This is a genomic window from Methylomicrobium lacus (genome assembly GCF_041897535.1).
GTDB classification, from domain to species: domain Bacteria; phylum Pseudomonadota; class Gammaproteobacteria; order Methylococcales; family Methylomonadaceae; genus Methylomicrobium; species Methylomicrobium lacus_A.
In genome coordinates, this window is record NZ_CP169217.1 from 2352746 (window position 1) to 2375644 (window position 22899).

The 22899-nt window shown below is 56.3% G+C and carries 22 protein-coding genes; 13 read left to right on the top strand and 9 right to left on the bottom strand.

What is annotated here, in order from left to right; translation table 11 throughout:
- Positions 1-7: 7 nt before the first annotated feature.
- Complete coding sequence (locus ACEPPP_RS10265; RefSeq protein WP_374086373.1) at positions 8-1201, top strand: CapA family protein; 1194 nt, start codon at positions 8-10, stop codon at positions 1199-1201.
- A 15-nt stretch (positions 1202-1216) separates the two neighbouring features.
- Here the strand turns inward: ACEPPP_RS10265 and ACEPPP_RS10270 are convergent, their stop codons facing one another.
- The 3 genes from ACEPPP_RS10270 to ACEPPP_RS10280 all read right to left on the bottom strand — a co-directional run bounded on the left by ACEPPP_RS10270 (position 1217) and on the right by ACEPPP_RS10280 (position 4578).
- Entirely contained in the window at positions 1217-2671 is a 1455-nt protein-coding gene (locus tag ACEPPP_RS10270; protein WP_374086375.1) for an IS66 family transposase, read from the bottom strand.
- Between the two features lie 154 nt (positions 2672-2825).
- On the bottom strand, positions 2826-3938 hold the full coding sequence (locus ACEPPP_RS10275) for an anion permease (RefSeq protein WP_374086377.1): 1113 nt from the start codon (positions 3936-3938) through the stop codon (positions 2826-2828).
- A gap of 10 nt (positions 3939-3948) precedes the next feature.
- Entirely contained in the window at positions 3949-4578 is a 630-nt protein-coding gene (locus ACEPPP_RS10280) for a DUF47 domain-containing protein (RefSeq protein ID WP_374086379.1), read from the bottom strand.
- A 404-nt stretch (positions 4579-4982) separates the two neighbouring features.
- On the opposite strand from ACEPPP_RS10280, the gene ACEPPP_RS10285 reads away from it, so the two are divergent.
- The gene (locus ACEPPP_RS10285) at positions 4983-6824 is read left to right on the top strand and encodes a hypothetical protein (protein ID WP_374086381.1); all 1842 of its coding nucleotides are present in this window, start codon (positions 4983-4985) and stop codon (positions 6822-6824) included.
- Positions 6825-6930: 106 nt separating this feature from the next.
- Here the strand turns inward: ACEPPP_RS10285 and ACEPPP_RS10290 are convergent, their stop codons facing one another.
- Together ACEPPP_RS10290 and ACEPPP_RS10295 are read right to left on the bottom strand one after the other, a co-directional pair.
- Entirely contained in the window at positions 6931-7980 is a 1050-nt protein-coding gene (locus tag ACEPPP_RS10290) for a lytic transglycosylase domain-containing protein (protein WP_374086382.1), read from the bottom strand.
- 278 nt (positions 7981-8258) lie between these two features.
- Positions 8259-9536 carry a cobyrinate a,c-diamide synthase gene (locus ACEPPP_RS10295; RefSeq protein WP_374086384.1) on the bottom strand — a complete coding sequence of 426 codons (1278 nt, stop codon included), beginning with the start codon at positions 9534-9536 and terminating at the stop codon, positions 8259-8261.
- A gap of 165 nt (positions 9537-9701) precedes the next feature.
- On the opposite strand from ACEPPP_RS10295, the gene ACEPPP_RS10300 reads away from it, so the two are divergent.
- From ACEPPP_RS10300 to ACEPPP_RS10315, 4 genes are all read left to right on the top strand, one after another.
- Positions 9702-10502 (top strand): cobalamin-binding protein, encoded by an 801-nt coding sequence (locus ACEPPP_RS10300; protein ID WP_374086386.1) that lies wholly within the window; start codon positions 9702-9704, stop codon positions 10500-10502.
- 26 nt (positions 10503-10528) lie between these two features.
- Complete coding sequence (locus ACEPPP_RS10305) at positions 10529-11557, top strand: aminotransferase class I/II-fold pyridoxal phosphate-dependent enzyme (protein WP_374086388.1); 1029 nt, start codon at positions 10529-10531, stop codon at positions 11555-11557.
- Positions 11547-12443, top strand: a complete 897-nt coding sequence (cbiB, locus tag ACEPPP_RS10310) for an adenosylcobinamide-phosphate synthase CbiB (RefSeq protein WP_374086390.1) — start codon at positions 11547-11549, stop codon at positions 12441-12443. The genes ACEPPP_RS10305 and cbiB overlap by 11 nt, the downstream gene beginning before the upstream one ends.
- Before the next feature lie 181 nt (positions 12444-12624).
- On the top strand, positions 12625-13266 hold the full coding sequence (locus ACEPPP_RS10315) for a hypothetical protein (protein ID WP_374086391.1): 642 nt from the start codon (positions 12625-12627) through the stop codon (positions 13264-13266).
- On the opposite strand, the gene ACEPPP_RS10320 is transcribed toward ACEPPP_RS10315, so the two are convergent.
- Positions 13263-13385, bottom strand: a complete 123-nt coding sequence (locus ACEPPP_RS10320) for a hypothetical protein (RefSeq protein ID WP_374086392.1) — start codon at positions 13383-13385, stop codon at positions 13263-13265. The genes ACEPPP_RS10315 and ACEPPP_RS10320 overlap by 4 nt on opposite strands.
- Before the next feature lie 532 nt (positions 13386-13917).
- Between ACEPPP_RS10320 and ACEPPP_RS10325 the strand changes: the two genes are divergently transcribed.
- The 6 genes from ACEPPP_RS10325 (at position 13918) to ACEPPP_RS10350 (ending at position 18386) form a co-directional block, all read left to right on the top strand.
- Positions 13918-14859: a hypothetical protein gene (locus tag ACEPPP_RS10325; protein WP_374086393.1), complete on the top strand. Its 942-nt coding sequence runs from the start codon at positions 13918-13920 to the stop codon at positions 14857-14859.
- Between the two features lie 32 nt (positions 14860-14891).
- Positions 14892-16067, top strand: coding sequence for a hypothetical protein (locus ACEPPP_RS10330; protein WP_374086395.1), 1176 nt, complete (start codon positions 14892-14894; stop codon positions 16065-16067).
- A 253-nt stretch (positions 16068-16320) separates the two neighbouring features.
- On the top strand, positions 16321-16572 hold the full coding sequence (locus tag ACEPPP_RS10335) for a hypothetical protein (protein WP_374086396.1): 252 nt from the start codon (positions 16321-16323) through the stop codon (positions 16570-16572).
- Positions 16573-16577: 5 nt separating this feature from the next.
- Entirely contained in the window at positions 16578-16955 is a 378-nt protein-coding gene (locus ACEPPP_RS10340) for a CsgE family curli-type amyloid fiber assembly protein (RefSeq protein ID WP_374086399.1), read from the top strand.
- Complete coding sequence (locus ACEPPP_RS10345) at positions 16956-17408, top strand: curli assembly protein CsgF (RefSeq protein WP_374086400.1); 453 nt, start codon at positions 16956-16958, stop codon at positions 17406-17408.
- Positions 17409-17414: 6 nt separating this feature from the next.
- Entirely contained in the window at positions 17415-18386 is a 972-nt protein-coding gene (locus tag ACEPPP_RS10350) for a CsgG/HfaB family protein (protein WP_374086402.1), read from the top strand.
- 285 nt (positions 18387-18671) lie between these two features.
- On the opposite strand, the gene ACEPPP_RS10355 is transcribed toward ACEPPP_RS10350, so the two are convergent.
- Together ACEPPP_RS10355 and ACEPPP_RS10360 are read right to left on the bottom strand one after the other, a co-directional pair.
- Positions 18672-19130: a hypothetical protein gene (locus ACEPPP_RS10355; RefSeq protein WP_374086404.1), complete on the bottom strand. Its 459-nt coding sequence runs from the start codon at positions 19128-19130 to the stop codon at positions 18672-18674.
- A 185-nt stretch (positions 19131-19315) separates the two neighbouring features.
- Positions 19316-19933: a phosphoribosyltransferase gene (locus tag ACEPPP_RS10360; protein ID WP_374086406.1), complete on the bottom strand. Its 618-nt coding sequence runs from the start codon at positions 19931-19933 to the stop codon at positions 19316-19318.
- Positions 19934-20177: 244 nt separating this feature from the next.
- Here ACEPPP_RS10360 and ACEPPP_RS10365 point away from each other — a divergent pair, with 244 nt between their 5' ends.
- Entirely contained in the window at positions 20178-22151 is a 1974-nt protein-coding gene (locus ACEPPP_RS10365) for a glycosyltransferase family 39 protein (protein WP_374086408.1), read from the top strand.
- Between the two features lie 89 nt (positions 22152-22240).
- On the opposite strand, the gene ACEPPP_RS10370 is transcribed toward ACEPPP_RS10365, so the two are convergent.
- On the bottom strand, positions 22241-22876 hold the full coding sequence (locus ACEPPP_RS10370) for a phospholipid-binding protein MlaC (RefSeq protein ID WP_374086410.1): 636 nt from the start codon (positions 22874-22876) through the stop codon (positions 22241-22243).
- Positions 22877-22899 lie beyond the last annotated feature (23 nt).

Below are 22899 nucleotides of genomic sequence, written 5' to 3' on the forward strand. Positions count from 1 at the left end.
CCTGGGGATGAGCCATGCGCAGGCGACTACGGCCAGGAAAGACATGATGCCCGACCCGGACCCTCCCTACCAGACGGCTTATCGTAATAGCCAGACGATCACGCTGTTTCTGTGTGGCGACGTGATGACCGGCCGCGGTATCGACCAGGTGCTGCCCCACCCTGTGCAGCCGCGGATTTATGAATCTTATATGGCCTCCGCCCAGGGTTATGTGAAGCTCGCGGAGGAAGCCAACGGCCCTATTCCGAAACCGGTCGACTTTGCCTATATCTGGGGAGATGCGTTTACAGAGCTCCGGCGCACTGCCCCCGGCGCCCGCATCATCAACCTCGAAACGGCAGTGACGACCAGTACCGAATACTGGCCAGGCAAAGGCATCCATTACCGGATGCATCCGAAGAACATCCCTTGCATTACCGCGGCGAAAATCGACTGCTGCATGCTGGCCAACAACCATGTCCTGGACTGGGGGTATGACGGCTTGACGGAGACTTTAAAGACTTTGTCCGGCGCCCATCTGAAGGTCGCGGGGGCGGGCCAAAACCTGGCGGAAGCCGAAGCGCCGGCGATTATCGAAGTGGCGGGGAAGGGACGGGTGCTGGTGTTCGCTTTCGGCGATGAAAGCAGCGGCATTCCCTCGCGCTGGGGCGCCCGCGACGACAAGCCGGGAGTCAATTTGCTGCCGGATTTATCCGAAAGCACGGCGAGCCGTATCGCCAAGCGGATCTCGGCCCTCAAGCAAAAAGGCGATTGCGTGGTGGCCTCGATACACTGGGGCGGCAACTGGGGCTACAGGATAGCCAATGCCCAAAGAGAATTTGCGCACCGGCTGATAGACCAGGCCGGGGTGGACGTGGTGCACGGCCACTCATCGCACCATCCGATGGGCATCGAGGTCTACAAGGACAAACCGATCCTGTACGGCTGCGGCGACTTTCTGAACGACTACGAAGGCATTTCAGGCTACGAGGAATTCCGCGGCGATCTCTCGCTGATGTACTTTGTTACCCTGGATTTGGAGACGGGAAAGCTGGTCGGCTTGAAGATGACGCCGATGCAAATCAACCGCTTCCGCTTGAAACATGCACAGGCTGATGATGCTCTCTGGCTGCAACAGGTCCTGGACAGGGAAAGCCAGAAGCTGGGGGCGAGGATCGAACTGGTCGATAAAGGCAGGCGTTTAGCCTTGTTGGTCAGGTAGTGCGGAGGTAACCGTTCACGCCCCCGAAGCCGAAGGCAAGCAAGCTAAAGCTGGGAATGGCAACCGGAAGGAGACATGCCCCTCCATCACCCCTTGCCAGCAAACCGTCCGCAGGGTCTGATAGACATTGACCTTGAGCCGCTTGCACGTCTCAATCAGGGACAACATCATCGGCCGAAACTGATTGCCCCGATGTGATTGCGTGAAGAAGCTGATTTTCCGCCAAATGACATACGGTCGCAGACTTTGCTCCGCAGCGTTGTTCGTCATCGGCACGCCTTGATATTTCAAAAACGTCCACAGCCGTGGGCTGTCGCGCAAAAGCTTGCGACAGGCGTGGCCGGTGCGCGTATCGCCATGGGTCGTTGCGGTGCGTTCCAGGGTGGCTTGAAAATGTTGGCGTAAGCGCTGCAAACGCCTTCGGTACAGCAAGGATTGGCAACCGCTGTGCTGCCAGCGCTTGCCGCAGTGCACCACCAGGCGGGCCAGGCGCAACAGGTAAGTGCCGTCTTCCCCGGCTTGTCCCGAACGTCCGGAGATTTTCTCCAGGTTGCGGATGATGTGTGCCCAGCAGTACTGATGCCGGTCGGCGTCATAATCGTTGTAAGCGCCGTGCCGGTCGGTGACCAGAATGCCGTCGAAATCGCCCAACAGTTCCCGGGCCGCCTGTTTGCCGCGCGAATAATGGGTCATAAAATAAGCCGCCTGCGGCGTGCTCAAGGACCACAGCCAGTAGCGGCTCTTCCCGCGAAAATGGCTGGTTTCATCGGCGTGAGCCACGCCTGCATCACGCACCTGGTCGCCAATCTGTTGGTAGACGGGCAACAGCCAGTCGATCACCGGCGCTTGGGCTTCGCTGATCGCGCCCAAGCTGAAATCCAGCTGCCACTGCTCCGCCAACAGGCTCTCGATTTGACGCAGACTCAAGTGGTATTGGCTGTTCAGCAGACTGATCCAGGCGATCAAGCCGGGGCCCATTTGCCCGCTCGGCACGTCGTCCGGCAAGGCCGCGCGATGACGCGCCTTGCACTGTCTGCAACACCCGCTATAACAACGGTGCTCGACCACTTGGTAACGCACTTCCGGCAAGTCGAAAACTTGATGTCGGCGATAGCCGTCCATGACGACCTCGCCGCCGCAAGCACACTGGCTCTGCGGATAATAATGTTCGATCCGATCCACCGCTGAGGCATCCAGCAAAGCGCGTTCGTGCTTGCCATGCCCCGGCTGCGCGCCTTTCGCACGCCCGGTCGGTTTTTTCGACGGCCGCTCTGCGCGTTGCTTGGGGCTGTCTTGCGACGGCGGCTTTGAGGAGTTCTCCGAATGCGTATTGAGCTGCTCTTCCAGCTCCGCTTGCCGTTTTTGCAGTTCGACCAAAAGCTGCCACAGCGCGGCAATGAGTTGCTGCGCTTCTTCGAGGCTCTGCGGGACTGGCGCCGGTTGACTGAGATCGATAACGAGTTTTGACATATCGCAATTTTCTAACAAGCGGCCTGGCTTTGGCAAGGGCGTGAACGGTTACGTGCGGAGGGGGCGCATTGCGCCCCTTTTGGATGCCATATCACGGCGAAAACTGAATATTCCACCGTTTGGACTGATTGAATGGTGCGCTGTGCGCACCGGGCTACTGAAACTGGAACAACAAAGTCACCATGCTCCAGGCCAAACCGCCGGCAGCCGGAATCGTCAAAACCCAGGCCCAAACAATCCGCTCGATGATCGAAAGTTTCAGTGCATGCGGATTCTTGGCAAAACCTACGCCCATGATCGCGGTTGAAATGCTATGCGTAGTCGAAACCGGCATACCGAAGTGGGCGGCGGTCAGCAAAATGGTCGCCGAACTGGTTTCGGCCGCGAAGCCGTTGATCGGATGCAATTTGACCATTTTGTGACCCAGCGTTTTGATGATGCGCCACCCGCCTACCGCGGTACCCAGCGCCATGATCAGCGCACACGTTAAGACAATCCAGCTATCGATGTCTTTTTCGCCTCCATCCGGCCGCAGGAACTCGGCCCAGGCCGGCAATTGATCGAGCGCACCGGCACTGTTGGCGGTAAAGATCGACAAGGCGATAATACCCATGGTTTTTTGCGCGTCGTTACTGCCGTGCGCAAACCCCATATAACCGGCCGAAAGCAGCTGGGCTTTGCCGAACACAACATTGACCCATTTCGGACGCGCCGCTCGCGCGATTGCCCCGCCCAGGGAATTCATCCCGCTGATGATGGCCATCAGGCTGCCCATGATCACGATGCCGAGCGAAAAACCCGCAATCGGCGAACTGACCATCGGGATCAAGACCTTCCACAGCAAGCCTTTGTTCTCGGTCCAGACCCCCGCAGTTTTCGACCATATCAACACATCGAAATTATTGTGGCCTGCCGCCAGCGCGGCGCCGCATAAGCCGCCGATCAAGGCGTGACTGGAAGAGGACGGCAGCCCCAGCGCCCAGGTAATCAGGTTCCAGACAATCGCGCCGACCAGCGCGCAGATCAGCACTTCGGAGGTGATCGTGACTAAGCCGGTATCGACGAGCCCCGACGAAATGGTTTTGGCCACCGCCGTACCCGAGAACGCACCGACCAGATTGGTGGCGGCGGCCAGGATCACCGCCTGGGTGGGCGTCAAGACTTTGGTGGCAACCACCGTGGCAATCGAGTTCGCGGTGTCGTGGAAGCCGTTGATGAACTCGAAAACCAGCGCCGCCAGGATGACAAGCAAGAGCAGAGTCAGCATCGCAAGCCTTTTATGAATTTTTTAAGACGATGTGATAGATGACATTGCCGGCGTCGCGGCAGCGATCGATCGCTTTTTCCAGGATTTCGAACAGATTCATTTTGATAAGGTAGCGGATCGGATCGGATTCATCGGCATAGGCATCCCGATACAGGTCAAGGATTAGCTTATCCGCCTCGCCTTCAATCGTGTGCAACTGGTCGTTTAATTTTTTGATCCGGTCCAGATCCATCCCGTGACGCAACTGTCCGACCATTTGCGCCAAGACGTCGCAGGCCTGTTGCAGCATCGCGGCACGGCTGATGAAATCGACATCGCCAATGCGCGCCAAGGCGATGGTGTAATGCTCCGCAAACTTTTCCACGATTTTAGGGATCTTGTAAAGCGCGCCGTTAAGGGCTTCGATATCCTCACGGTCGAGCACGGTCACAAAGGTATTGACCAATTCCTCACTGATCTGCCCGGACAGGTCTTTTTCCTGGATGCGAGCCCGTTTAAATTTATCCAGCGATTGTTGCGATGCCGGCGAACTCAGCAGTTCGATCAAGGCCTTGGCCGACGAACGCGCGGATTCCGCGCTGGCTTCGAGCAGGCCGTAGAATTTATCGCCTTTGCCGAAGATGGTTTGCAATGAGAACATGTATTTTCCTTATTTATGATCTGTAAGGCATTTTGTTGTTTCTGCGCCCATTATCGCATAACACCTTGCTAATTTGAGAGGTTTTGAATCAGGATGATTCAACCTGAATTGAATCAAGTTGCCGAGACAGACGAGCAAAGTCAGTCTCCTTGGCCGCTCCGATGCCTGAGCCATCTCATCACACAGAGCCATGGTCAAAACCGGCCCCTTCGGCATCTTTATTCATTGCAACTTTAGCCTTTGCCGCATGGTCTTTTATACACTTTCAGGATAATTAAGTTCCTAAAAAGCAAAAAACGCTTTTGAAGATCGCCGCCTATCTGCCGAGAAAAGAATCTCAAGGGAAGGCATCGGTGATCACACTCAGCTTTTCAAAATCGATTCTGAAGAGACGGCAGGACAGCATGCTCATAGCTTTGATGCTAGGCTCTATTCGTTTAGTCCGAGCAACGGCAAAGTGGAAGCGAGGCGGCTCGCCAACCCAACCTTCGCGCTATTTCCTTGCGTGCCTGCTGGCATGGGCCAGCATTTCGGTAGCGCTGGCCGAGAATGATTCGTGCGAGGAAACCGGCGAGACGCATGTCTGGATCTCGCCCCTCAACCCCAAAGCCGATGAGCCGGTCAGGATCATGGCCGTGGCCACGGACGGCCCCGTGTCGGGACTGACCCTGGTCGACAGCCAAGGCCGGCGCCTGCCCCTTCAATCCCGCCGCCGGGACGGCCCGCCCTGGAGCCGAATCGCCATTGCGGAAGGATTAAGCGCCGGGGATTATCGCGTGCTGGCGGGGCGACACGGCAAGCCGGCCGCGTGCCGTGCGCTCGCGATCGGGGGCTCAGGCACACAGGAAAGCCCCAAAACCTGGGGGCTGGCGACCGAAGCCTTTTATGCCGCCTGGATCGAAGAATTGTTCGGCGCGCCGCCCGAGGAAAACCTCGGCTTCCCGTCCCTGGAGCCGGTGCTGCGCAACGCCGAGCGCAACTTCCTCTACAACCATCTCGGCCTCAACGAAGACAAAAACCTGCCGCTCACTCCCGACTGCGCCGACCTGCCCTACACCTTGCGGGCTTATTTTGCCTGGAAGGTCGGCCTGCCGATCGCCTTCCGCGCCTGCGGGCGCGGCTCGGCGAACGCGCCGCCGCGTTGCGGCCCGGCCACCGTCAAGACCGAATTCACCCAAGGCATCCTCACGCAGGCCGGCTTCAGGAATGTCGGCGGACAGTTGGCGAATGCCGTGCATTCGGGGACAGCACGGACCGGGCTTGAGGACGAGTCCACCGATCTGTATCCTATCCCTCTCGACCGGGAGAGGCTCTGGCCGGGAACGGTCTATGCCGATCCCTACGGCCATGTGCTGGTGCTGGTCGAATGGGTGCCGCAGACGGCGGGCCGCCCCGGCATGTTGCTGGCCGTTGATGCCCAGCCGGACAACTCGGTCGCCCGCAAGCGGGCCTGGGAAGGCACCTTGCTGTTCGCCAACAGCAAAAGCGCAGGCCCCGGTTTCAAGGCGTTCCGGCCCTTGGTCCGTACCGACTCCGGCGGATGGCGGGCGCTCGCCAATGACGAACTGGTCGACCACCCCGGCTTCGCCCCCTTTTCATTGGAGCAAGATCAACTCTCCCCAGACGATTTCTATGCCAGACTGGCCAAGCTCGTGAACCCTCAAGGCCTTAATCCCAAAGAGGCTTACGAAGCCAGCCTCGACGCCTTGGCCGAGCAAATCGAGACCCGCGTGACCTCGATCGACAACGGCGAGGCCTATTTTCGGAAGCACCCCGGCAGCGTGATCCCGATGCCGAACGGCGCGGGGATTTTTCAGACCGTCGGCCCCTGGGAGGATTACTCCACACCCTCCCGCGACATGCGCCTGATCATCGCGATCAACGTGCTGAACGGCTTGCCCGAGAAGATCGTGAACCACCCCGAGTTGTTCGTGATGGCGGGCGGCAGCCCCGAAGAGGCCGCGGCCGAAGTCGAGCGGCATCACACCAGGCGCATCCGGGAACGCAGCATCCGTTATACCCGCACGGACGGCAGCCCGTGGGAGCTGTCCGTGGCCGAGGTGCTGGCACGGAAGCCGGCCTATCAAATGGCTTATAATCCGAACGACTGCGTGGAAATACGTTGGGGCGCGAAGCCCGGCACGGAGGAATATTCGACCTGCCGCCGCCACGCGCCAGCGGAACAGCGGGCGAAAATGGAGCAATACCGGGTATGGTTCCGCGAGGCCAAAAGGCCGGCACAATAAGCCGCGTACCCGATTTGAGATTGTTGCCGTTGGCTGAGCGCAAAACGCCCTCTCCACCGGAAGAGGGTCGGGGTGAAGTTAATTTTGACCTGATTCCAAGCTAACGCTATTCCGCGGCAAAATTTCCGCTAGACACCAACGCCGGGCCGTTTTGCAGGCCTTCCGGGAAATACGCCATCGGGTTGCTGGCAATCTCGCGCGCCGCGAGGAATTGGGCGTAATAGTTACGGGAGGCAAAACCGAATGCCGGGCTGGAATAGTTCTGCACGATACGCGCAAAGTCGCGGCCGACCTGATTGTGCGCCCTTTTCATGCCGCCGATGCCGTGGTTGTAGGAGGTAATCGCCGCCGGCCAGTCGCCCAGTTGACCGTAGGCGTAACTCAGATAGCGAGCCGCGCCGATGGCGGAAGCAAACGGATCGAGGCGTCGGTCAACACTATTGCCGCCGGGCATGAATCTTTTCGCCGCCCCTTTGGTGAATTGCCACATGCCGACGGCTCCGGCGGAAGATCTGGCCGCCGGTTGAAACGAGGATTCGACATGCGGCAGGCAGGCCAGATCCTCCGGCAAGCCGGCGTTGCGAAATATTTGTCTGAATTGCCTGTCATAACGCGCGCTGATCTCCAGCCCGCGTTTGAAGCGTTCGCGGGTTCCGCGCTGCGAACGTACCCGTTCGGAGGCGCCGTTCAATACGCTGTTAAGCGGTCTGCCGCTGTTTGCCAGTTTAGCGAGTATTTGCTGGTCGTTCGCATTCAACGGCGAGTTGTAGCGCACTTTGCTCTCCAGCATGGACAATTGGGCTTTCCAAAAATCACGGCGTTGCCTCACCATGTCTTTTTGAAAGCTGGTCAGACTTTCGTCGACATAGCCCGGCAATACCATGACTTCGTATATCACATCCAAATAGCGGTCGTCATGAATGGCGACTTCCGAGCGACGCCACTGCGTATAGGTTTTGCGCCAGAACTCCACCGCCGGCTGCAAAGCGCCGGGTTTTACAAATATGCCGGAGTAAGTCGTCGGCCGGTGAGTGTCTTGTATTGCCGGACGATAAGTGCCTTGTATCGCCGGGCGATAATCGCCTTGTATCGACGGCCTATAATAACCTCGTGCCGCGTTTGGGCGTGGTTGAGCTGGGGTGCTGCGGTAGGCCATCGCATTATATGGCCTGACCGCAGGCGCCGAGCTGCTACACGCATTCAACAAAAATGCAGTCACCGGTAAAAGCCAAATTCCCCTCATTAATCGATTCATTTTTTTAGCTCAATTCAGCGTTAGTCGGTTTCCGGACAGCGTTTTAAGCACTGATAAAATAATTATCTAACATTTTTAAATAAGCGTTGGAAATAACTTTTCGTTGCCCGGCATTTTGCTGTTTGATGACCGTAAAAGCCCGTAGAAATCCGGCTTCGGCCCCCCGTACACTGGGTTACCTACGGGTACGCGCCAAACCAGCCGGCGACCCGGTCGTGCTCGTCAGAAAAATACCAATGCACGTAAGAAGCCCTGACATTCCGGTAGCGCGCGCCTTTGTCGCCCTTCAAGACAGCGAAAGCCGGCGTCAAGCCTTCATCCTGCTCGCGCGTCGAGTAATGAAACTCATGGCCCTTGACGCCGGACGCCTCCTCCCGCAGCCCCAATGCCGCAAGGCGCGGCTGCATGATGGAGACATAGGGAAAAATGCCTGCCATCGGCCAATGCCGGCCGTCCTGATCGACCAGGGCTTTGCCGAGCAGCATCGCGCCGCCGCATTCGGCCAGGATCGGCATGCCGGCCTCGGCGCCAGCGCGCAGCGAATCCCAGCTGCCCGATCGGGATAAGGGCTCCGCATGCAGTTCGGGATAGCCGCCGGGCAGCCAGACCGCATCGGCATCCCGAGGCACGGGCTCGCCCGCGACCGGGGAGAAAAAGACCGCCTTCGCGCCGTGCCTGCGCAGCCAGTCCAGATTGGCGGGGTAAATAAAACAACAGGCTCTGTCTCTGGCGATTGCGATCGTTTTGCCGGCCAGCCGGGGTTCAGAAGGAGGCACCGGGGCTGTGCAGGCGACTTCCGTGAAAGCGCTCAGCAAGGCTTCGCGGTCGACATGCAGCGCGGACGAATAATCCGGAATATCCCCTTCCTCCGGCATTTTCAACCCCAAATGCCGCTCGGTCAGCACCTTGTCGCTGCGCTGCATCCAGGCGAGCAGAGGCGGCAGGTCGTAGGCCTTCAAGGCGGCCCTTAACAGCTCGGCGTGATGCTCGCTCCCTACCCGATTCGCGACGATCCCAGCCAGACGGACATGCCCTTGTTCGGCAAGCTGCTTAAAGCCCATCACGACCGCGGCGATCGTGCCGCTCATACCGCCCGCATCGACCGCCAGAATCACAGGACAGCCCACGACGCGGGCCAGATCGAGGCTGGAGCCTTCGCCGCCGACGCCGGCATAGCTGTCAAACAGGCCCATCACGCCCTCGATCAGGGCGAATTCCGTGCGTTCGGCCTGTTGACCCAGTTGCATCCGGCAGGCATCCGCACCCATCATGCGGGTATCGAGATTATACGAGGGCTTGCCGGTAATGGCCTGGTGCCATAGGGGGTCGAGAAAATCGGGCCCGGTCTTGAAAGAGATGATGTCGTGCCGGTGTTGCCGAAAATACTGCAACAATGCCAGCGTCAATGTGGTCTTGCCGCAGCCTGAATGGGTGCCTGCCAATAATGCCGTTTTCATCAGTCCTGTGTGTTATTGATCATGAAACCTTTGTAATGCAAGAATACGGGAGCCGGCTTGCTTTATCAACTTGAGCCGATATAATTGCCGCCAGCTTACAATTCGCCGCTGCGGCGTTCTCGTCTTCTTCCCCCTTGTATCGACCCAAAGCCGGCAAACCGCTCGATGAACCATCCCTCCCGCATCGTCTGCCTGACCGATGAAACCACCGAGACCCTGTACTTACTCGGCGAACAGGACCGCATCGTCGGCATTTCGGGCTTTAGCGTGCGCCCGCCCGAGGCGCGCAAGGAAAAGCCCAAGGTTTCGGCCTTTACCAGCGCGAAGATCGACAAGATCCTAGAACTCCAACCGGATTTGGTGCTCGGCTTTTCGAACTTGCAGGCCGATATTGCCGCCCAACTGATCCGCGAAGGCATCGCCGTGCACGTGTTCAATCAGCGCTCGGTCGAGGAGATTTTGCGGATGATCACCCTGCTCGGCGCGATGGTCGGCGTGCCCGAGAAAGCGGCCGCGTTGACGACGCAATACCGGCAACGGATCGACACGGTACGCGCGGAAGCTTCGGCATTGCCGCGCCGTCCGCGCGTTTATTTCGAGGAATGGGACGAGCCGATCATCTCCGGCATCCGCTGGGTCTCCGAGCTGATCAGAGTGGCGGGCGGCGAAGACTGTTTCGCCGAACTGGCGGCCGAGCAATCGGCGAAACGGCGCATCATCGCCGATCCGCAGGAGGTCGTCCGCCGCGCGCCGGACATCATCATCGGCTCCTGGTGCGGCAAGAAGTTTCGCCCGGAGCAGATTTCGGCACGGCCGGGCTGGGACGCTATTCCCGCCGTCAAAAACGGCCGGGTTCATGAAATCAAATCCTGCGACATTCTGCAACCCGGCCCCGCGGCGCTGACCGACGGCCTGGAACAGCTGCGCAAAATCATTCGGCAGTGGTCCGAACCCGGCGCGCATTGATGCATTTTTTATCACCCTGCCCCCCCATGAAACACGGCGGAAATATTTACCAATTTGCGCAGCAAGTCGGCTGCAAGCCCGAAGAGGTGCTCGACTTCTCGGCGAACATCAATCCGGAACAGGCGCTCGATCCGGCGTCCTTACTGCCGATTCCGTTCGGCCCCTATGCCGATCCCGAGTACACCCTGCTGAAACAGGCGCTGAAAGCCCGCTATCCGCATCCGGATGGTGTCGAGATCGAGGTGTTTAACGGCGCCAGCGCGGCCATTTTCGCCTTGTTGCGCCGGCTACAGCCCCGCGATCTGGTGTTATACGCCCCTTTATACGTCGAATACGCGAAGATTGCCGGGCAACTCGGCTGCACCCTGCACACCATCGACCGTTTCGCCGACTTGCATGCGGAAGTCCCCGAAAACAGCACTATCATCTTTGTGAACCCTTCCACGCCCGACGGCCGGCTCTATGCGATGCAGGCGTTATTGGAGCAATGGCGGCAGAAAAACTGCACGGTCCTCGTCGATGAGTCGTTCCTGGATTTTTGCAGCGCGGATTCGGTCGCCGATTACATTGCCGAGTACGACAGACTCTATGTGATCAAGTCGTTGAGCAAATTTTACGGCTGCGCGGGCATCCGGATCGGCTTCATCCTAGCCGCGGCAGAGGCGATCGACGCGCTGAAGCGCTTCGAGCCGGCATGGAAACTCTCCACTTTCGACATGGCCTACATGCGGCAAGCCTTGGCGAATCGACCCTATATCGAACAGACGCGGCGGCAGACGGCGAAGCGGCGGAAACTCTTGCGGCAGGCGCTGGAAGACGCCGGACTGTTCGAGACGATTTATCCCGGGCAAGCGAATTTCCTGCTGACTCAGCTCAAAAATGACGACGACGGTTATTTGCTGCAGGAACGCCTGGCCCCTTCTCGGCTCTTGATTCGGGTCTGCGACAACTTCAGCGGACTGAATAAAAGCCATGTCCGCTTCGCGGTCAAAGACGAGCAAGCGATAGCGCAGCTTGCCCACGCCCTGAAGGCGATTCCACACAATGTATTATGAACTCGCGCTGTTGGCGTATCTGGTCGACATGGCCGTCGGCGAGTTGCCCGGCAAGCATCCGGTCGTCTTCATCGGCGATTTCATCAAGGCCTTCGAACGGCGCTTTTACCGCAACCGGATTCTGCCCGGCGCCTGCCTGGTGCTCGGCGCTGTGACGCTGGCGCTCGGCATCAGCCTCGCGCTGGTTTATCTCTGCGGCATTTTGCCCTTCGGGCTGACTTTGCCGGTTTTGGCGGTGTTATCTTCAACAGGCTTGGCGATGAACATGCTGCACGCCTCGGTCGCGGGCATCTTGACCGCCGAGCAGCCCAAACAGGCCATAAGCCTGCTGGTCAGCCGCGACACGGAGGCGATGACCGAAACCGAAATCCATAAGGCTGCGCTCGAAACCTGGGCGGAAAACCTCAGCGACGGGGTCATCGCGCCCTTGTTTTACTTGGTATTGTTCGGCCTGCCGGGGATTGCGGTCTACAAGGCCATCAATACGCTCGACTCGATGGTGGCTTATAAGACCGAGCGCTATTTCTATTTCGGCAAAACGGCGGCCATAGTGGACGATATCGCGAATTTCATTCCGGCGCGCCTCACCGCGCTGCTGATCGTTTTGCTGGCGGAGGACCGGCAAAGCGCCTGGCAGTCGGTCCTGCGCGACGGCAATAAACTGGAAAGCCCGAATGCCGGCTATCCGATAGCCGCGATGGCGGGAGCTTTGGGTATCGGTTTGGGCGGCGATGCGTATTATCACGGCAAACTGAAACATAAACCGACATTAGGCCCGGCGCTCAAACCGGTCAACCGGGCGGCGCTCGCTCAGGGCTTGAACATGAAAACCCGTCTGGATCTGATCATTCTGGGTCTGTTGGCGCTCGGAGGCTGGCTTGCCTAGCTTCTTCCATCCGAAACTTTACGGAAGCTGCTTCGTCGTAATGGCCGTTGACTGAGCCCATGATTATGGTATCTAATCTCGCATTTATTGTTGTGCAATAATCTTTGTCGAGACGGAATTTAACGATCCGGTGGGCGAAACGAACCGGTTCTGATTTTCAATGCATTCGAATGGTGAAAGAATGAAAGTGTTACGTTACCTGACCGGTATTGCGTTAAGCGTTCCCTTATCCATAGCGCAGAGTTATGCCGCCGGGGAACTAAACAATCAAGCGACGATTGAACAGTCCGGGGCGGGTGATAACGCCGTGGTTAACCAGACCGGAGAAAACAACCAAGCCTATATCGATCAGGCTGTCTTTGACGAATCAGGTCGGATCATTACGGACGTAGGCGGAGGCAGCGCGTCGGTGATTCAAAACGGGCAGAGAAATTACAGTAGAATCAATGACCAGGGCATCGGCAATACCATCGCTGTTGAGCAGCAGCAAATTCAAAATCAAATGACGGCCATGGTGTCGGGAAGCGATAATGCTATCCAGACGATACAAAACGGCACGATGCAGCTGAGCGCGGTCGATATTCAGGGCGACATGAATGCCATCCAGTCCTATCAAGAGGGTGAAAACAACAGTTTTTCGGCAACGGTCGACGGCAACGGTAATGACGTCAGCCAACTGCAAATCGGGCAAAACAACGTATCCAGCCTGGAGATAATAGGCGACGGAAATACGATCAACCAAAGCCAGTCCGGTAACGGACTGAGTTATCAGTTACAGTTCACCGGCAACGGTCAGGCCATTTCGGTCTCGCAAACCAATTAATCGAAGCGGCTTTCTGACGACAACAGCCAGCATCCACCATAAAAATGCGGCGCTAAAAACATCCGGCGCGATACTCCGGAATACGCCGCTTTCTTCATCGCTTCCTTTAATACTTTCATAAGTCTCCTCATGTTAGACTTTTAACATATAGGGGAACGCTAATTAGGTTATATATATTGTGGTAATTAGTCATCAGCCCGTCATCGTCAAGACGGTTGACGCACATGGGATTAATTAATACCACATCGCTTTTTAATAAGCTTTTAATTCCATGCTCTCTTTAATCATTGCGTAATTTATACCATGTTAGACTCCGGATTAGGCTCGGGAATAGCATTAAGTTATAAATGTCATTGCTCTAGGGATCAGCCTGTAGTTGTCATAGCGGTTATCAGCCATTTAATTTGGCAACACCCGAAATCCCTGAAAATTCCCCACTCTCCGCTCTTTGGTTCACTATTCGATGCTCTTCTCGATCCGCCGGCTTTGACGCGCGGCTTTCAGAAAAAATCACACGTTCGCAAGACCGGAAGAGCGGTTGTAAAAGATGGATGACATCGTTCTCGCGGCATCAATAAAGAGAATGATGGATGTTAGTGTCGCAGGAGCGACGTAATAAAAAAATTTTTAACCCACATCGAGGTAATGCCTATGAAAGCTTCACCCAAAATTCTCAGCGCCAGTATTGCGTTGTTGTTGTCCGGCTCGGTATGGGCCGCCAACAATAGCACGGTGATTAATCAAACGGGTTCCGGCAACACCCTTTCGGTCGATCAGAACGGCGAAAACAACCAAGCGACTTTTAACCAGGAAGGCGACAACGGTCAAGCGTCGATCACGCAGAGCGGCTACAACAACACGGCTCAGATCGATCAAGCGGCCGGCACGTTTAACGGCTACGCGTCGATCGAACAAAACGGTAACGACAACTGGGCGACGATCACCCAGACCGTCGACGACCGCGTCGCAAATGTCAACCAGGAAGGCAGCAATTTGGTTACCGACGTGGTTCAGGACTCCATCGACGACTATTATTGGGGTTCTATCAATCAGGTCGGCGACGATCATTTCGCCAATGTGGTTTTTGCCGGCTTGGCCAATATCGGCAGCATCAACCAAAACGGCGGCTTTTTGTCCGCCAACGTGTATCAGAACGGCGACTACAACGAAGCCAATATTTCTCAAACCAATGCGTCTCACACACACGGTTATTCGGCGGATGCCGCGACCGGCGATTTGTGGGCCAGCATCGCTCAGATCGGCAGTTCCAACTATGCGTCGATAAATCAGTACAGCGATTACTTCGAGCCTTACGACAGCGCGACCGTCAATCAAAACGGCGACAACAACAGCGCCTATGTCAGCCAGAATAATACCGGCGAAGGTAACGCCAACGACATCACGATCAACCAAAACAACAGCGGTAACTCCGCAAATGCCACTCAATTCGGCACATTAAACACGGCGCTGATCAACGAGGCCGGCGGCAATACCGCGAATGTCTACCAGGGCGCGTACGGTGCAACTTCCGGCAATTTCGCCGAGGTCAACATCACCGGCTCAGGCAGTTCCACTACGATTTATCAGCAATAAGCTGGATTCTTAACTAACGCAGAGAAATTAAAATGATGAATTCACAACAAAAATTTCTGAGCGCGGCCATTGCCTCCTTGCTTTCCGGCGCCGTATTGGCAGATTCCAACACGTCAACCAGCAATCAGGCCGGCTATGCCGACAGCGCGTATATCGACCAGTCGGGTTATGGCAACTACGCCGCCAGCACCCAGGATACCAACTACGATACGACTTCGATTACTCAGTACGGAAACGATAACTCCGCCAGCAACAGCCAAACAGGTGGCGACTATAACTCCAGCAACATTTCCCAGTCGGGCGATTCGAACTCCGCCAACAACGCTCAGAACGGCAGCAGCAATTCCAGTAACACCTATCAAACCGGATCCTACAACACGGCCGATAGCACCCAATTCGGCTATGGCAACGGCTCATCGATCGCTCAAGGCAGCTGGTGGTGGTGGGGGGGATGGGGATGGTCGTCTAACTCTTCCGCCAACAACCATCAGGAAGGCAACTGGAGCTCAAGCTCGATTAATCAGTCCGGCGATGCCAACGTAGCCAACGTAAGCCAATGGTGGAGCACATCCAGCGCATCGGCGAACGCGTCGCAAAGCGGTAACGGAAACGGCGTTGACATCGAACAGTGGGACTGGAGCCAATACGCCAACCTGAATCAATACGGCGACTACAACTATGCCAGCATCGGCCAAGACGGTAATGCGTCGGACTGGTATTATGGAAATACTTATGGAAACTCTGGCTCGATTTACCAAAATGGCAGCGACAATGAGGCCTATCTGAGACAGTCAGTTTATAACACGGCCTCTATTAGCCAAGACGGCCAATCTAACTATACCGACGTCAGCCAAAGCGGCGGCTGGCTAAACGATTACTGGGATGGCCACCCAAATAACGCTTATGTTACCCAATCGGGCGCCTACAATGACGCGACCATTGCCCAGGCCTCCGGCAACAACACCGCTTCTGTGCAACAGTATAGCGACTACGCGGGCGAAAGCGGCAATACCGTCAACATTGATCAATACGGCGACTCCAATACCGCGAATGCCTATCAAAACGGCGCCGATAACACCATCTTTATCAGCCAGAACGTAGGCAACACCGCCAACGTATATCAAGGCTTAAACGGTGCAAGCTACGGCAATTACGCCGAAGTCAATCAGAATGGCACAGGCAACTCATTCACCGTTTATCAACAATAATTGGTTTTGACCGTGATCCGTTGTAAGCTTCCGCGCCCCGCGCGGAAGTTTCGCTTGGGGCGCTTTACGCCCCAAGCGACGGACCCCACGGCAGGGTTTCGCCATTCCAAATTTCGGGCTTGCAATGCGCTACGGTTATTCTTATAGTTTTCGCTGTTCGTGTCGATTACTCTCGGCGTTGGCCTGGGCGCTTGCGCAGCCCGTTTTCGCCGAGGATTGCTCCCCTTCCTTACCGATGCCCCCGGAAACCATCATGCACACCGCCCCCGGCAATACCCAAATGATCATCCAGCGCGGTCGACACAATGTCAAAAACATTGCCCAGACCGGCACCGGCAACGCGCTGGCCTTGACGCAAATCGGCGATGACAACGCCGGGCATATCGATCAGCAAGGCGACGGCAACCGCGTCGCGATTGCCCAGCGCGGGCGCTGTAATCAGGTTTCAGTACGCCAGTCCGGCGGTGGCAATACCGCGGTAATTCGGCAACATCCGGCCCCTTAATAGCGATGACGCGTAGAAGACTGATTCTCGGGGCTTTGCTGAGCGCGCTGTGTTTAGGCACGGCAACCCTCAGGGCGCAAGAATTTACGATCGAAGGCTTGGTAGTCGACCAAACCATTTCGCGCGTCGGCCATTTGTTTTACGATGCACTGGTCGCAGGCTGGGAAGTTCCCGAAAATGCCGGAGTAATCACCGTGCACGAGCGCCCGGACATATTTGCCGGCAATATCATTTGGGTGGAAATAGACGACACGATCGTATTTCAGGACCGGATGGGCACGCGCACCACGGGCATCGAGGAAAAGGCGGAAGCGGCGCGGCACTATCTCAATGCTTATATCCAGATGCAAAAAGACAGTTTACAAGAACTCGAGGTCTATTAAATGCGACTCTGTCATCTCCCCCTTGTGCTGGCCCTTACGCTGGCACCGCTTTACCCGGCGCAGGCTACCGAACTGGTGCATCGATTCGAAAGCCCCAGTTTCGGCGGCAATCCAGCGAACGGTACTTTCCTGCTGAATCAGGCCGAAGACCAAAACAAATTTGAGGATCCTTCGAAAACTAGAAATAAGCCGGGCTCGCAGAAAAGCGATCTGGAAAGATTCAAGGATCGTCTGCAACAGTCCATTTTGAATAAAATTTCGCAGGATGCGACCAGCGATCTGTTCGATGACAACGGTAATATCAAGGAAAATTCCGAGCTGAGCTTCGATTTGGACGGCGACCAAAATGGCGATTTTTTCGTGTCCGTCGGTCCGAAAGAATCCAATGGAACTATTACGATTCGTATCAGCGACGGCATTACAGATACGATACTCACGGTCCCTTATCATTAATACTTTATGAGCTATTTACCCTTTTTACGGAGCAAAACCGGCTTAGGTCGTGGCATCGCGATCGTATTGGCGGCGTCACTGACGACTTCCTGTTCGAATTTCTTCCAGCCGCTCTCATCGGGCAAAGCGACGCTGGATTATCATTCCGGCATTACCGATTTGTTGCGCACCTTGCCGCCGCCGCCCGAGCCGATCGTCGTCGCGGTCTATAAGTTTCGCGACCAAACCGGACAATACAAAAGCAGCGAAAACCTGGTGCAATATTCGACCGCCGTGACCCAAGGCGGCGCAAACATGCTGATCCGCGCCTTGATGGAAGCCGGCAACGGGCGCTGGTTTAAAGTATTGGAGCGCGAAGGGTTGACCGATTTGACAAACGAACGCAAGATCATCACGCAAACCCGGCAAATGTACGATAGTCCGCCGGAAGGAAACAAATCGAGTCTACCGCCGCTGCCGCCGTTGTTGTATGCGCCGATCCTGCTGGAAGGCGGCATCACCGCTTATGAAACCAATCTGATCACCGGCGGTGTGGGCGCGCATTATTTCGGCGCAGGCGGCGCAACCGAATTCCGGCGCGACACGGTGACCAGCATGCTGCGCGCCGTTTCGGTCAAAAACGGCGAGGTGTTGAACCATGTCGATTCCCGGAAAACGATTTTTTCGGTGCAACTGGATTCCGGCTTGTTCCGTTATGTCGCGTTCAAGCGCCTGCTCGAAATCGAAGCCGGCGTCACCAGCAACGAGCCGCCGCAAATGGCGGTCATGGAGACCATCGAGTCCTGCGTTTACGGCATGATCATGGAAGGCTTGATCAAGCACTTATGGTCATTGAAAGATCCCGCGTTGCTGAGGCCGCTGATCGAAGAGTATGTGAAGCAACGGGACACCGAAATGGTGGCCGAGTTCGATTCGAATGGCCAACTCACCGAAGTCAAGCCCAAAAACGACGCGCTGCCTGCGCCAAGCGCAAATTAAAGCCGTTTCCATCGGCGTATCAGGGTGTGCGCAAGCGCACCCTGGAAATCATGGCATTAGCGACTGCCTTTCCGGTCGGTTTCCTGATCAGAAGATCGCCGACATCGTCGGTATTGTCGGGTCTCCGATGCCGAAAGGCGGCAATCCGCTACCTAAGAGTAAGATCGACACGATAAAAGCCTGGATCAACCAGGGCGCGCAGAACAACTGACACAAAGAGGCGAAGCCGAAAGACTTCTGCGTGGCTTGAAAAAAGCCTCTACGGCCTTGCGATTGAACGCCTCGCTAGAGCGCATGGCGCTGAATCGGTTGGATGTCAATGATGGGATCAATCAGGCCGCGTAGTTTTTCGACTGACGTTTTATGCCGAATATCTTCGAGTTGCTGACGGCCGCCGCGAAGGCAGTGTTGAATGAGCAGACGCATATCGGACGGAACGATGGATACCGACTCAAGAACCAAAGCTCTAGGCGATCCAGGCTCGATGCCAGCCAGATACCCGGCAAAGTCGTTTTTTACTTGTTGCAGCGCCTCGGCCAGCACATCTTCTTCGGACAGCCCCATTCCGGAGGCTTTGAATGAATCATTATCGAACTTATAGGAAAAAGCGCGAAAGAACTCGCCGATAACGACAAAACTCTCGCCCTTGAAGTGGTGAACATTGGATAAGTCGGCTGCCGTAATTGCGAAACCGAATACGCCCAGTAACGGAGTTTCTATGCTGTAGATTCGGATTTGAGACATTCGCCCTCCAAGTACTCTAACGAGTAATTTTACGTTTTCTTATATATTCATTAATTTTAGCCATATTTGCAATAAATAAATTAATTATGTTAGACCCAAATTCAGCACAAAAGCCGAAACCGGCAGGCGCACGCTCAATGCTCGGCCGATAAATTCTCGAAAAGCGAATTGCCGTTCGTTTCCGCTTACGAATGATGTGCAGGATCCAGCAGCAGAAGCGCATCCTCAATCTGCCCGATGCTGACCTCGATGGCATGCCGCGTCCTGAATTCCTGCTGTAAGCGCAGAGGGTCACGATGCTCAAGCTGCATCGCATCGATCAAGCCCGACAAATCCTCATTGACGGCCCAGGGATAGATGATCCATCGCCATGCATGGATTGTCTCGACATAGTAATCCGGGACGAAATCGGATACGGTTTTGAGCTGCATGACCGCCGTGTGCAAGGAGTTGAAAGCGCCGGCCGCGCGAAGATGCTCGACCGCGACCACAAAGGTATCGCCGCTGTCGCAAACATCGTCGAGCAGCAGAACGTTGCGCCCGGTGATGTCCGCATTCAACGGATATTTGACGAAGGCTGCCTGCTGCTTTTGCGCGCCCTGGTAATGCTCGATCTTGAAGGTGGTCAGGTCGGCAATGCCGAGCATGTCCGACAACAGTCGTCCCGGTATATAACCGCCTCTCGCAACCGTGATGATCATGTCGATCGGAACGGCCTCGGCGCGCAATCGCTGCGCCAGTTCGCGGCATAGGCGGTAAACCTCTTCCCAGCTGATCAAGGTACAGGGCATGGTTTCTGTCATTACCGATCCTCGTTGTTGTGACGACGTTCCAGCAAGCGATAGCATAGCATCGTTGGGCCGGGCAGTAACAGGATCAAGGGAATGACATAAGGAAAATACTTTAATTTGATCCCCTCATCCCATCTTTCTCCCACAGGGAGAAGGAACTAGGCCGCCAGCCTGGCTTGACAACGCCAGGACGCTCACTTATCTTTCCGAAGCCGCGTTTTTGAAATGACTTTGGCCCCACAAACTCATCATCACAATGAAATTATCAACGGACTTATTCTCAAATGCGCGCTGGCAAGCCAGGTTATCGGCTTATTTTTCGCTGGCCTGCGTGCTGTTTTTCGTCACGGCCGCCGCATTCAGCGTACTGCATCAGTCGTCATACTGGGATGATCCTTTTCATTTGACGGCCGGCGTCGCGCAACTGCAGACCGGCGACCCGCGTTTGAGCGCCGACCACCCGCCCTTGGCAAGGTTGCTCGGCGCCCTGCCCTCGCTGTTCATGGAGCTTCCGTCCGTCGCCGATGGCGCGCCGAGTGCCTGGAAACAGGCCGACCTTTTTTATTCGACCAGCGCCTATGTCCGTACGGTCGATGAAAGGCTGTTGTTGCCCGGACGGCTGACGGTACTCGGCTTTGCGCTGCTGCTCGGCTGGCTCTTATATGCCTGGGCGAAAGAATTGTTCGGAGCCGAACGCGCCTGGCTGCCGCTGGCGCTATTTGCCTTTTGTCCGCCGCTGTTGGCCAACGCGCCATTGGTTACCACCGACATGGCGGCCACGACCTTGATGTTTGCGTCTGTGTATGGCTGGTGGCGCTATTTTAAAGAGCCGACCTTGGCCCGGCTGGGATGGACCGCCCTCTCCGTCGCCGCCGCTTTTTGCGCAAAATTTACCGCGGTTCTGCTGGTACCCTTATTCCTCTTGTCCGGAATCGCGGCCGCGTTCTCGCCGGCGCTGCAGCCATACGACGGTAAACGCCGGCTGTTGATCGTCGGCGGCGGCTTGCTGGGCATCAGCGCGATGACGATTTTCGGCATCGATCTGGCCTATTTTTTCGACGGCGTCTGGCTGACGCCGCCGGAATATCTATCGCGATCACAGGCCCTGATCCCGTCGTTACAAGCCGGCTCGGAAAGCTTGGCCGGTTTTTGGCCGGCCTGGCTGCCGGTGCCCTTGCCGTTTTATTTTGTCAGCGGCATGGTATCGGTATTGACCCGCACCGGCAGCATCGGGCACTGGACTTATTTTCTCGGCGAGGCGGGACCCGGCGGATGGCCGAATTATTTTTCACTGCTGCTGTTGATCAAACTGCCGCTTGCGACCCTGGTGCTGATCGGATTCGGATTCTCGCAGGCGCTTTCGCGCTTTTCCCGCGATGCCTGGAACGTGTTGTTTCTGGCCTTACCGCCGCTGTTATTGATCGTGCTCGCCTCGATCGGCAAGATGCAAATCGGCATTCGCCACATTCTGCCGGCATTTCCGTTCCTGTTTTTGCTTGCCGGTTATACGCTGCGTTACCGTCTCACCCCTGGGCGGGTCCTTGCGGCGGGTTTTCTGGTCGCGCTGAGCGCCATCAGCACGCTATCGGTGCATCCGAATTATCTGATGTATTTCAATTTTCTGGCCGGCGGACCGGAACAGGGCTGGCGCATCTCGATCAACGGCGATGACTACGGACAGGGAGGGTCGGATTTGCTGCGCTGGCTGCAAGCCAGAAGCATAGACCGCCTGGCCTATCTGCCCAACGGCTGGGGAGGAATGCTGCTGAATCGTGCCGGAATCAGTTACACCCCGCCGCCTTGCAGCGACACCGGCGAACTGGTGGCCGTGCATGCCGGGCGCCTCTTGACCCCGCAAAATCTTGCCGAATCGATGTGTTTTGACTGGATGCGGCTGCGGCAACCGGATCAAAAAATCGGCTATTCGATTTTTATCTATAACGCAGGAAATGCGGCGACTCGCGACGTTCAGGGCTATTTGAATAAAAGCCTGGCGCTGTACAATGCCGGCAAGTTCAGCGAGAGCATCGAGGCCGGCAGAAAAGCGCTGCAATGGGAGCCTAACAACGCCGAGGCTTACAACAATATCTGCGCCGCTAACAATAACCTCAAACACTGGCGGGAAGCGATCGACGCCTGTAACAGGGCGATCGCGCTGAAGCCCGGCCATGCGCTCGCCAAGAATAATCTGGCCTGGGCGAAACAGAACATGGCGAGGTCGCAGCCATAAAGCCGCGATTTCGCGTACGGATAAAAACCGGGCTTCAATAACAAAACAGGGGCGACAAGCGCCCCTGACACTTGAAGGTAACGGCCGGATCAAGAACCTTTGCCGCTGAGCGCTTCGGCGTTACGCTTGGCCAGCGAGTCGATCAAGGCCCCCAACGAACCTTTCTTCTGAATGTCCTCGCTGAAGCTCGAACGGTAATTGGTAACCAGACTCACGCCCGCGATGATGATGTCGTACACTTTCCAGCCGCCTTTCCCGAGATACATCCGGTAGTTGACCTGCACCGGATTCAGCCCCGGCTGCAAGACTTCCGATCTGACCACGACCTTCTTGCCGTCGCCACCCGCATCGATCGGCTGGAAACGCAGGGTCCAGTTGTTATATTCGACAAAGGCCCTGGAATAGGAGCGGACCAGCATCGTCCTGAATTCGTTCTTGAAGCGTTCGCGATCGCCCGGCGACGCGGTTTTCCAATGCTTGCCGAGGACCAGCGGCGCGATCACGTCGAAATCGGTATGCGGCTGGATCACGCCGTCGACGAAGCGGGTGACTTGCGCAAAATTGCTGGTAAAGGCTTTGTTTTGCAGTTTTTGATGCAATTGATCCGAGATGCCTTGGATGACCTGTTGCGGTTCCTGCAAGCCGCCGGCCATGCCCTGGGCCATCGGCATCAGGCCGAAAAAAAGCAGTCCGAATATCGCATAGTTTTTTATCAGTTTTTGCATCGATGATTTAACCTTCTTGTAGT

What these genes read in the sequence shown, in the direction of transcription:
- ACEPPP_RS10265 (WP_374086373.1), top strand. Translation starts at nt 8, where the DNA reads ATGAGCCATGCGCAGGCGACTACGGCCAGGAAAGACATGATGCCCGAC.
- ACEPPP_RS10305 (WP_374086388.1), top strand. Translation starts at nt 10,529, where the DNA reads ATGAAACACGGCGGAAATATTTACCAATTTGCGCAGCAAGTCGGCTGC.
- cbiB (WP_374086390.1), top strand. Translation starts at nt 11,547, where the DNA reads ATGTATTATGAACTCGCGCTGTTGGCGTATCTGGTCGACATGGCCGTC.
- ACEPPP_RS10330 (WP_374086395.1), top strand. Translation starts at nt 14,892, where the DNA reads ATGATGAATTCACAACAAAAATTTCTGAGCGCGGCCATTGCCTCCTTG.
- ACEPPP_RS10290 (WP_374086382.1), bottom strand. Translation starts at nt 7,980, where the DNA reads ATGGCCTACCGCAGCACCCCAGCTCAACCACGCCCAAACGCGGCACGA.
- ACEPPP_RS10295 (WP_374086384.1), bottom strand. Translation starts at nt 9,536, where the DNA reads ATGAAAACGGCATTATTGGCAGGCACCCATTCAGGCTGCGGCAAGACC.
- ACEPPP_RS10300 (WP_374086386.1), top strand. Translation starts at nt 9,702, where the DNA reads ATGAACCATCCCTCCCGCATCGTCTGCCTGACCGATGAAACCACCGAG.
- ACEPPP_RS10365 (WP_374086408.1), top strand. Translation starts at nt 20,178, where the DNA reads ATGAAATTATCAACGGACTTATTCTCAAATGCGCGCTGGCAAGCCAGG.
- ACEPPP_RS10355 (WP_374086404.1), bottom strand. Translation starts at nt 19,130, where the DNA reads ATGTCTCAAATCCGAATCTACAGCATAGAAACTCCGTTACTGGGCGTA.
- ACEPPP_RS10315 (WP_374086391.1), top strand. Translation starts at nt 12,625, where the DNA reads ATGAAAGTGTTACGTTACCTGACCGGTATTGCGTTAAGCGTTCCCTTA.
- ACEPPP_RS10335 (WP_374086396.1), top strand. Translation starts at nt 16,321, where the DNA reads ATGCACACCGCCCCCGGCAATACCCAAATGATCATCCAGCGCGGTCGA.
- ACEPPP_RS10325 (WP_374086393.1), top strand. Translation starts at nt 13,918, where the DNA reads ATGAAAGCTTCACCCAAAATTCTCAGCGCCAGTATTGCGTTGTTGTTG.
- ACEPPP_RS10280 (WP_374086379.1), bottom strand. Translation starts at nt 4,578, where the DNA reads ATGTTCTCATTGCAAACCATCTTCGGCAAAGGCGATAAATTCTACGGC.
- ACEPPP_RS10370 (WP_374086410.1), bottom strand. Translation starts at nt 22,876, where the DNA reads ATGCAAAAACTGATAAAAAACTATGCGATATTCGGACTGCTTTTTTTC.
- ACEPPP_RS10340 (WP_374086399.1), top strand. Translation starts at nt 16,578, where the DNA reads ATGACGCGTAGAAGACTGATTCTCGGGGCTTTGCTGAGCGCGCTGTGT.
- ACEPPP_RS10275 (WP_374086377.1), bottom strand. Translation starts at nt 3,938, where the DNA reads ATGCTGACTCTGCTCTTGCTTGTCATCCTGGCGGCGCTGGTTTTCGAG.
- ACEPPP_RS10270 (WP_374086375.1), bottom strand. Translation starts at nt 2,671, where the DNA reads ATGTCAAAACTCGTTATCGATCTCAGTCAACCGGCGCCAGTCCCGCAG.
- ACEPPP_RS10345 (WP_374086400.1), top strand. Translation starts at nt 16,956, where the DNA reads ATGCGACTCTGTCATCTCCCCCTTGTGCTGGCCCTTACGCTGGCACCG.
- ACEPPP_RS10285 (WP_374086381.1), top strand. Translation starts at nt 4,983, where the DNA reads ATGCTCATAGCTTTGATGCTAGGCTCTATTCGTTTAGTCCGAGCAACG.
- ACEPPP_RS10320 (WP_374086392.1), bottom strand. Translation starts at nt 13,385, where the DNA reads ATGAAAGTATTAAAGGAAGCGATGAAGAAAGCGGCGTATTCCGGAGTA.
- ACEPPP_RS10360 (WP_374086406.1), bottom strand. Translation starts at nt 19,933, where the DNA reads ATGACAGAAACCATGCCCTGTACCTTGATCAGCTGGGAAGAGGTTTAC.
- ACEPPP_RS10350 (WP_374086402.1), top strand. Translation starts at nt 17,415, where the DNA reads ATGAGCTATTTACCCTTTTTACGGAGCAAAACCGGCTTAGGTCGTGGC.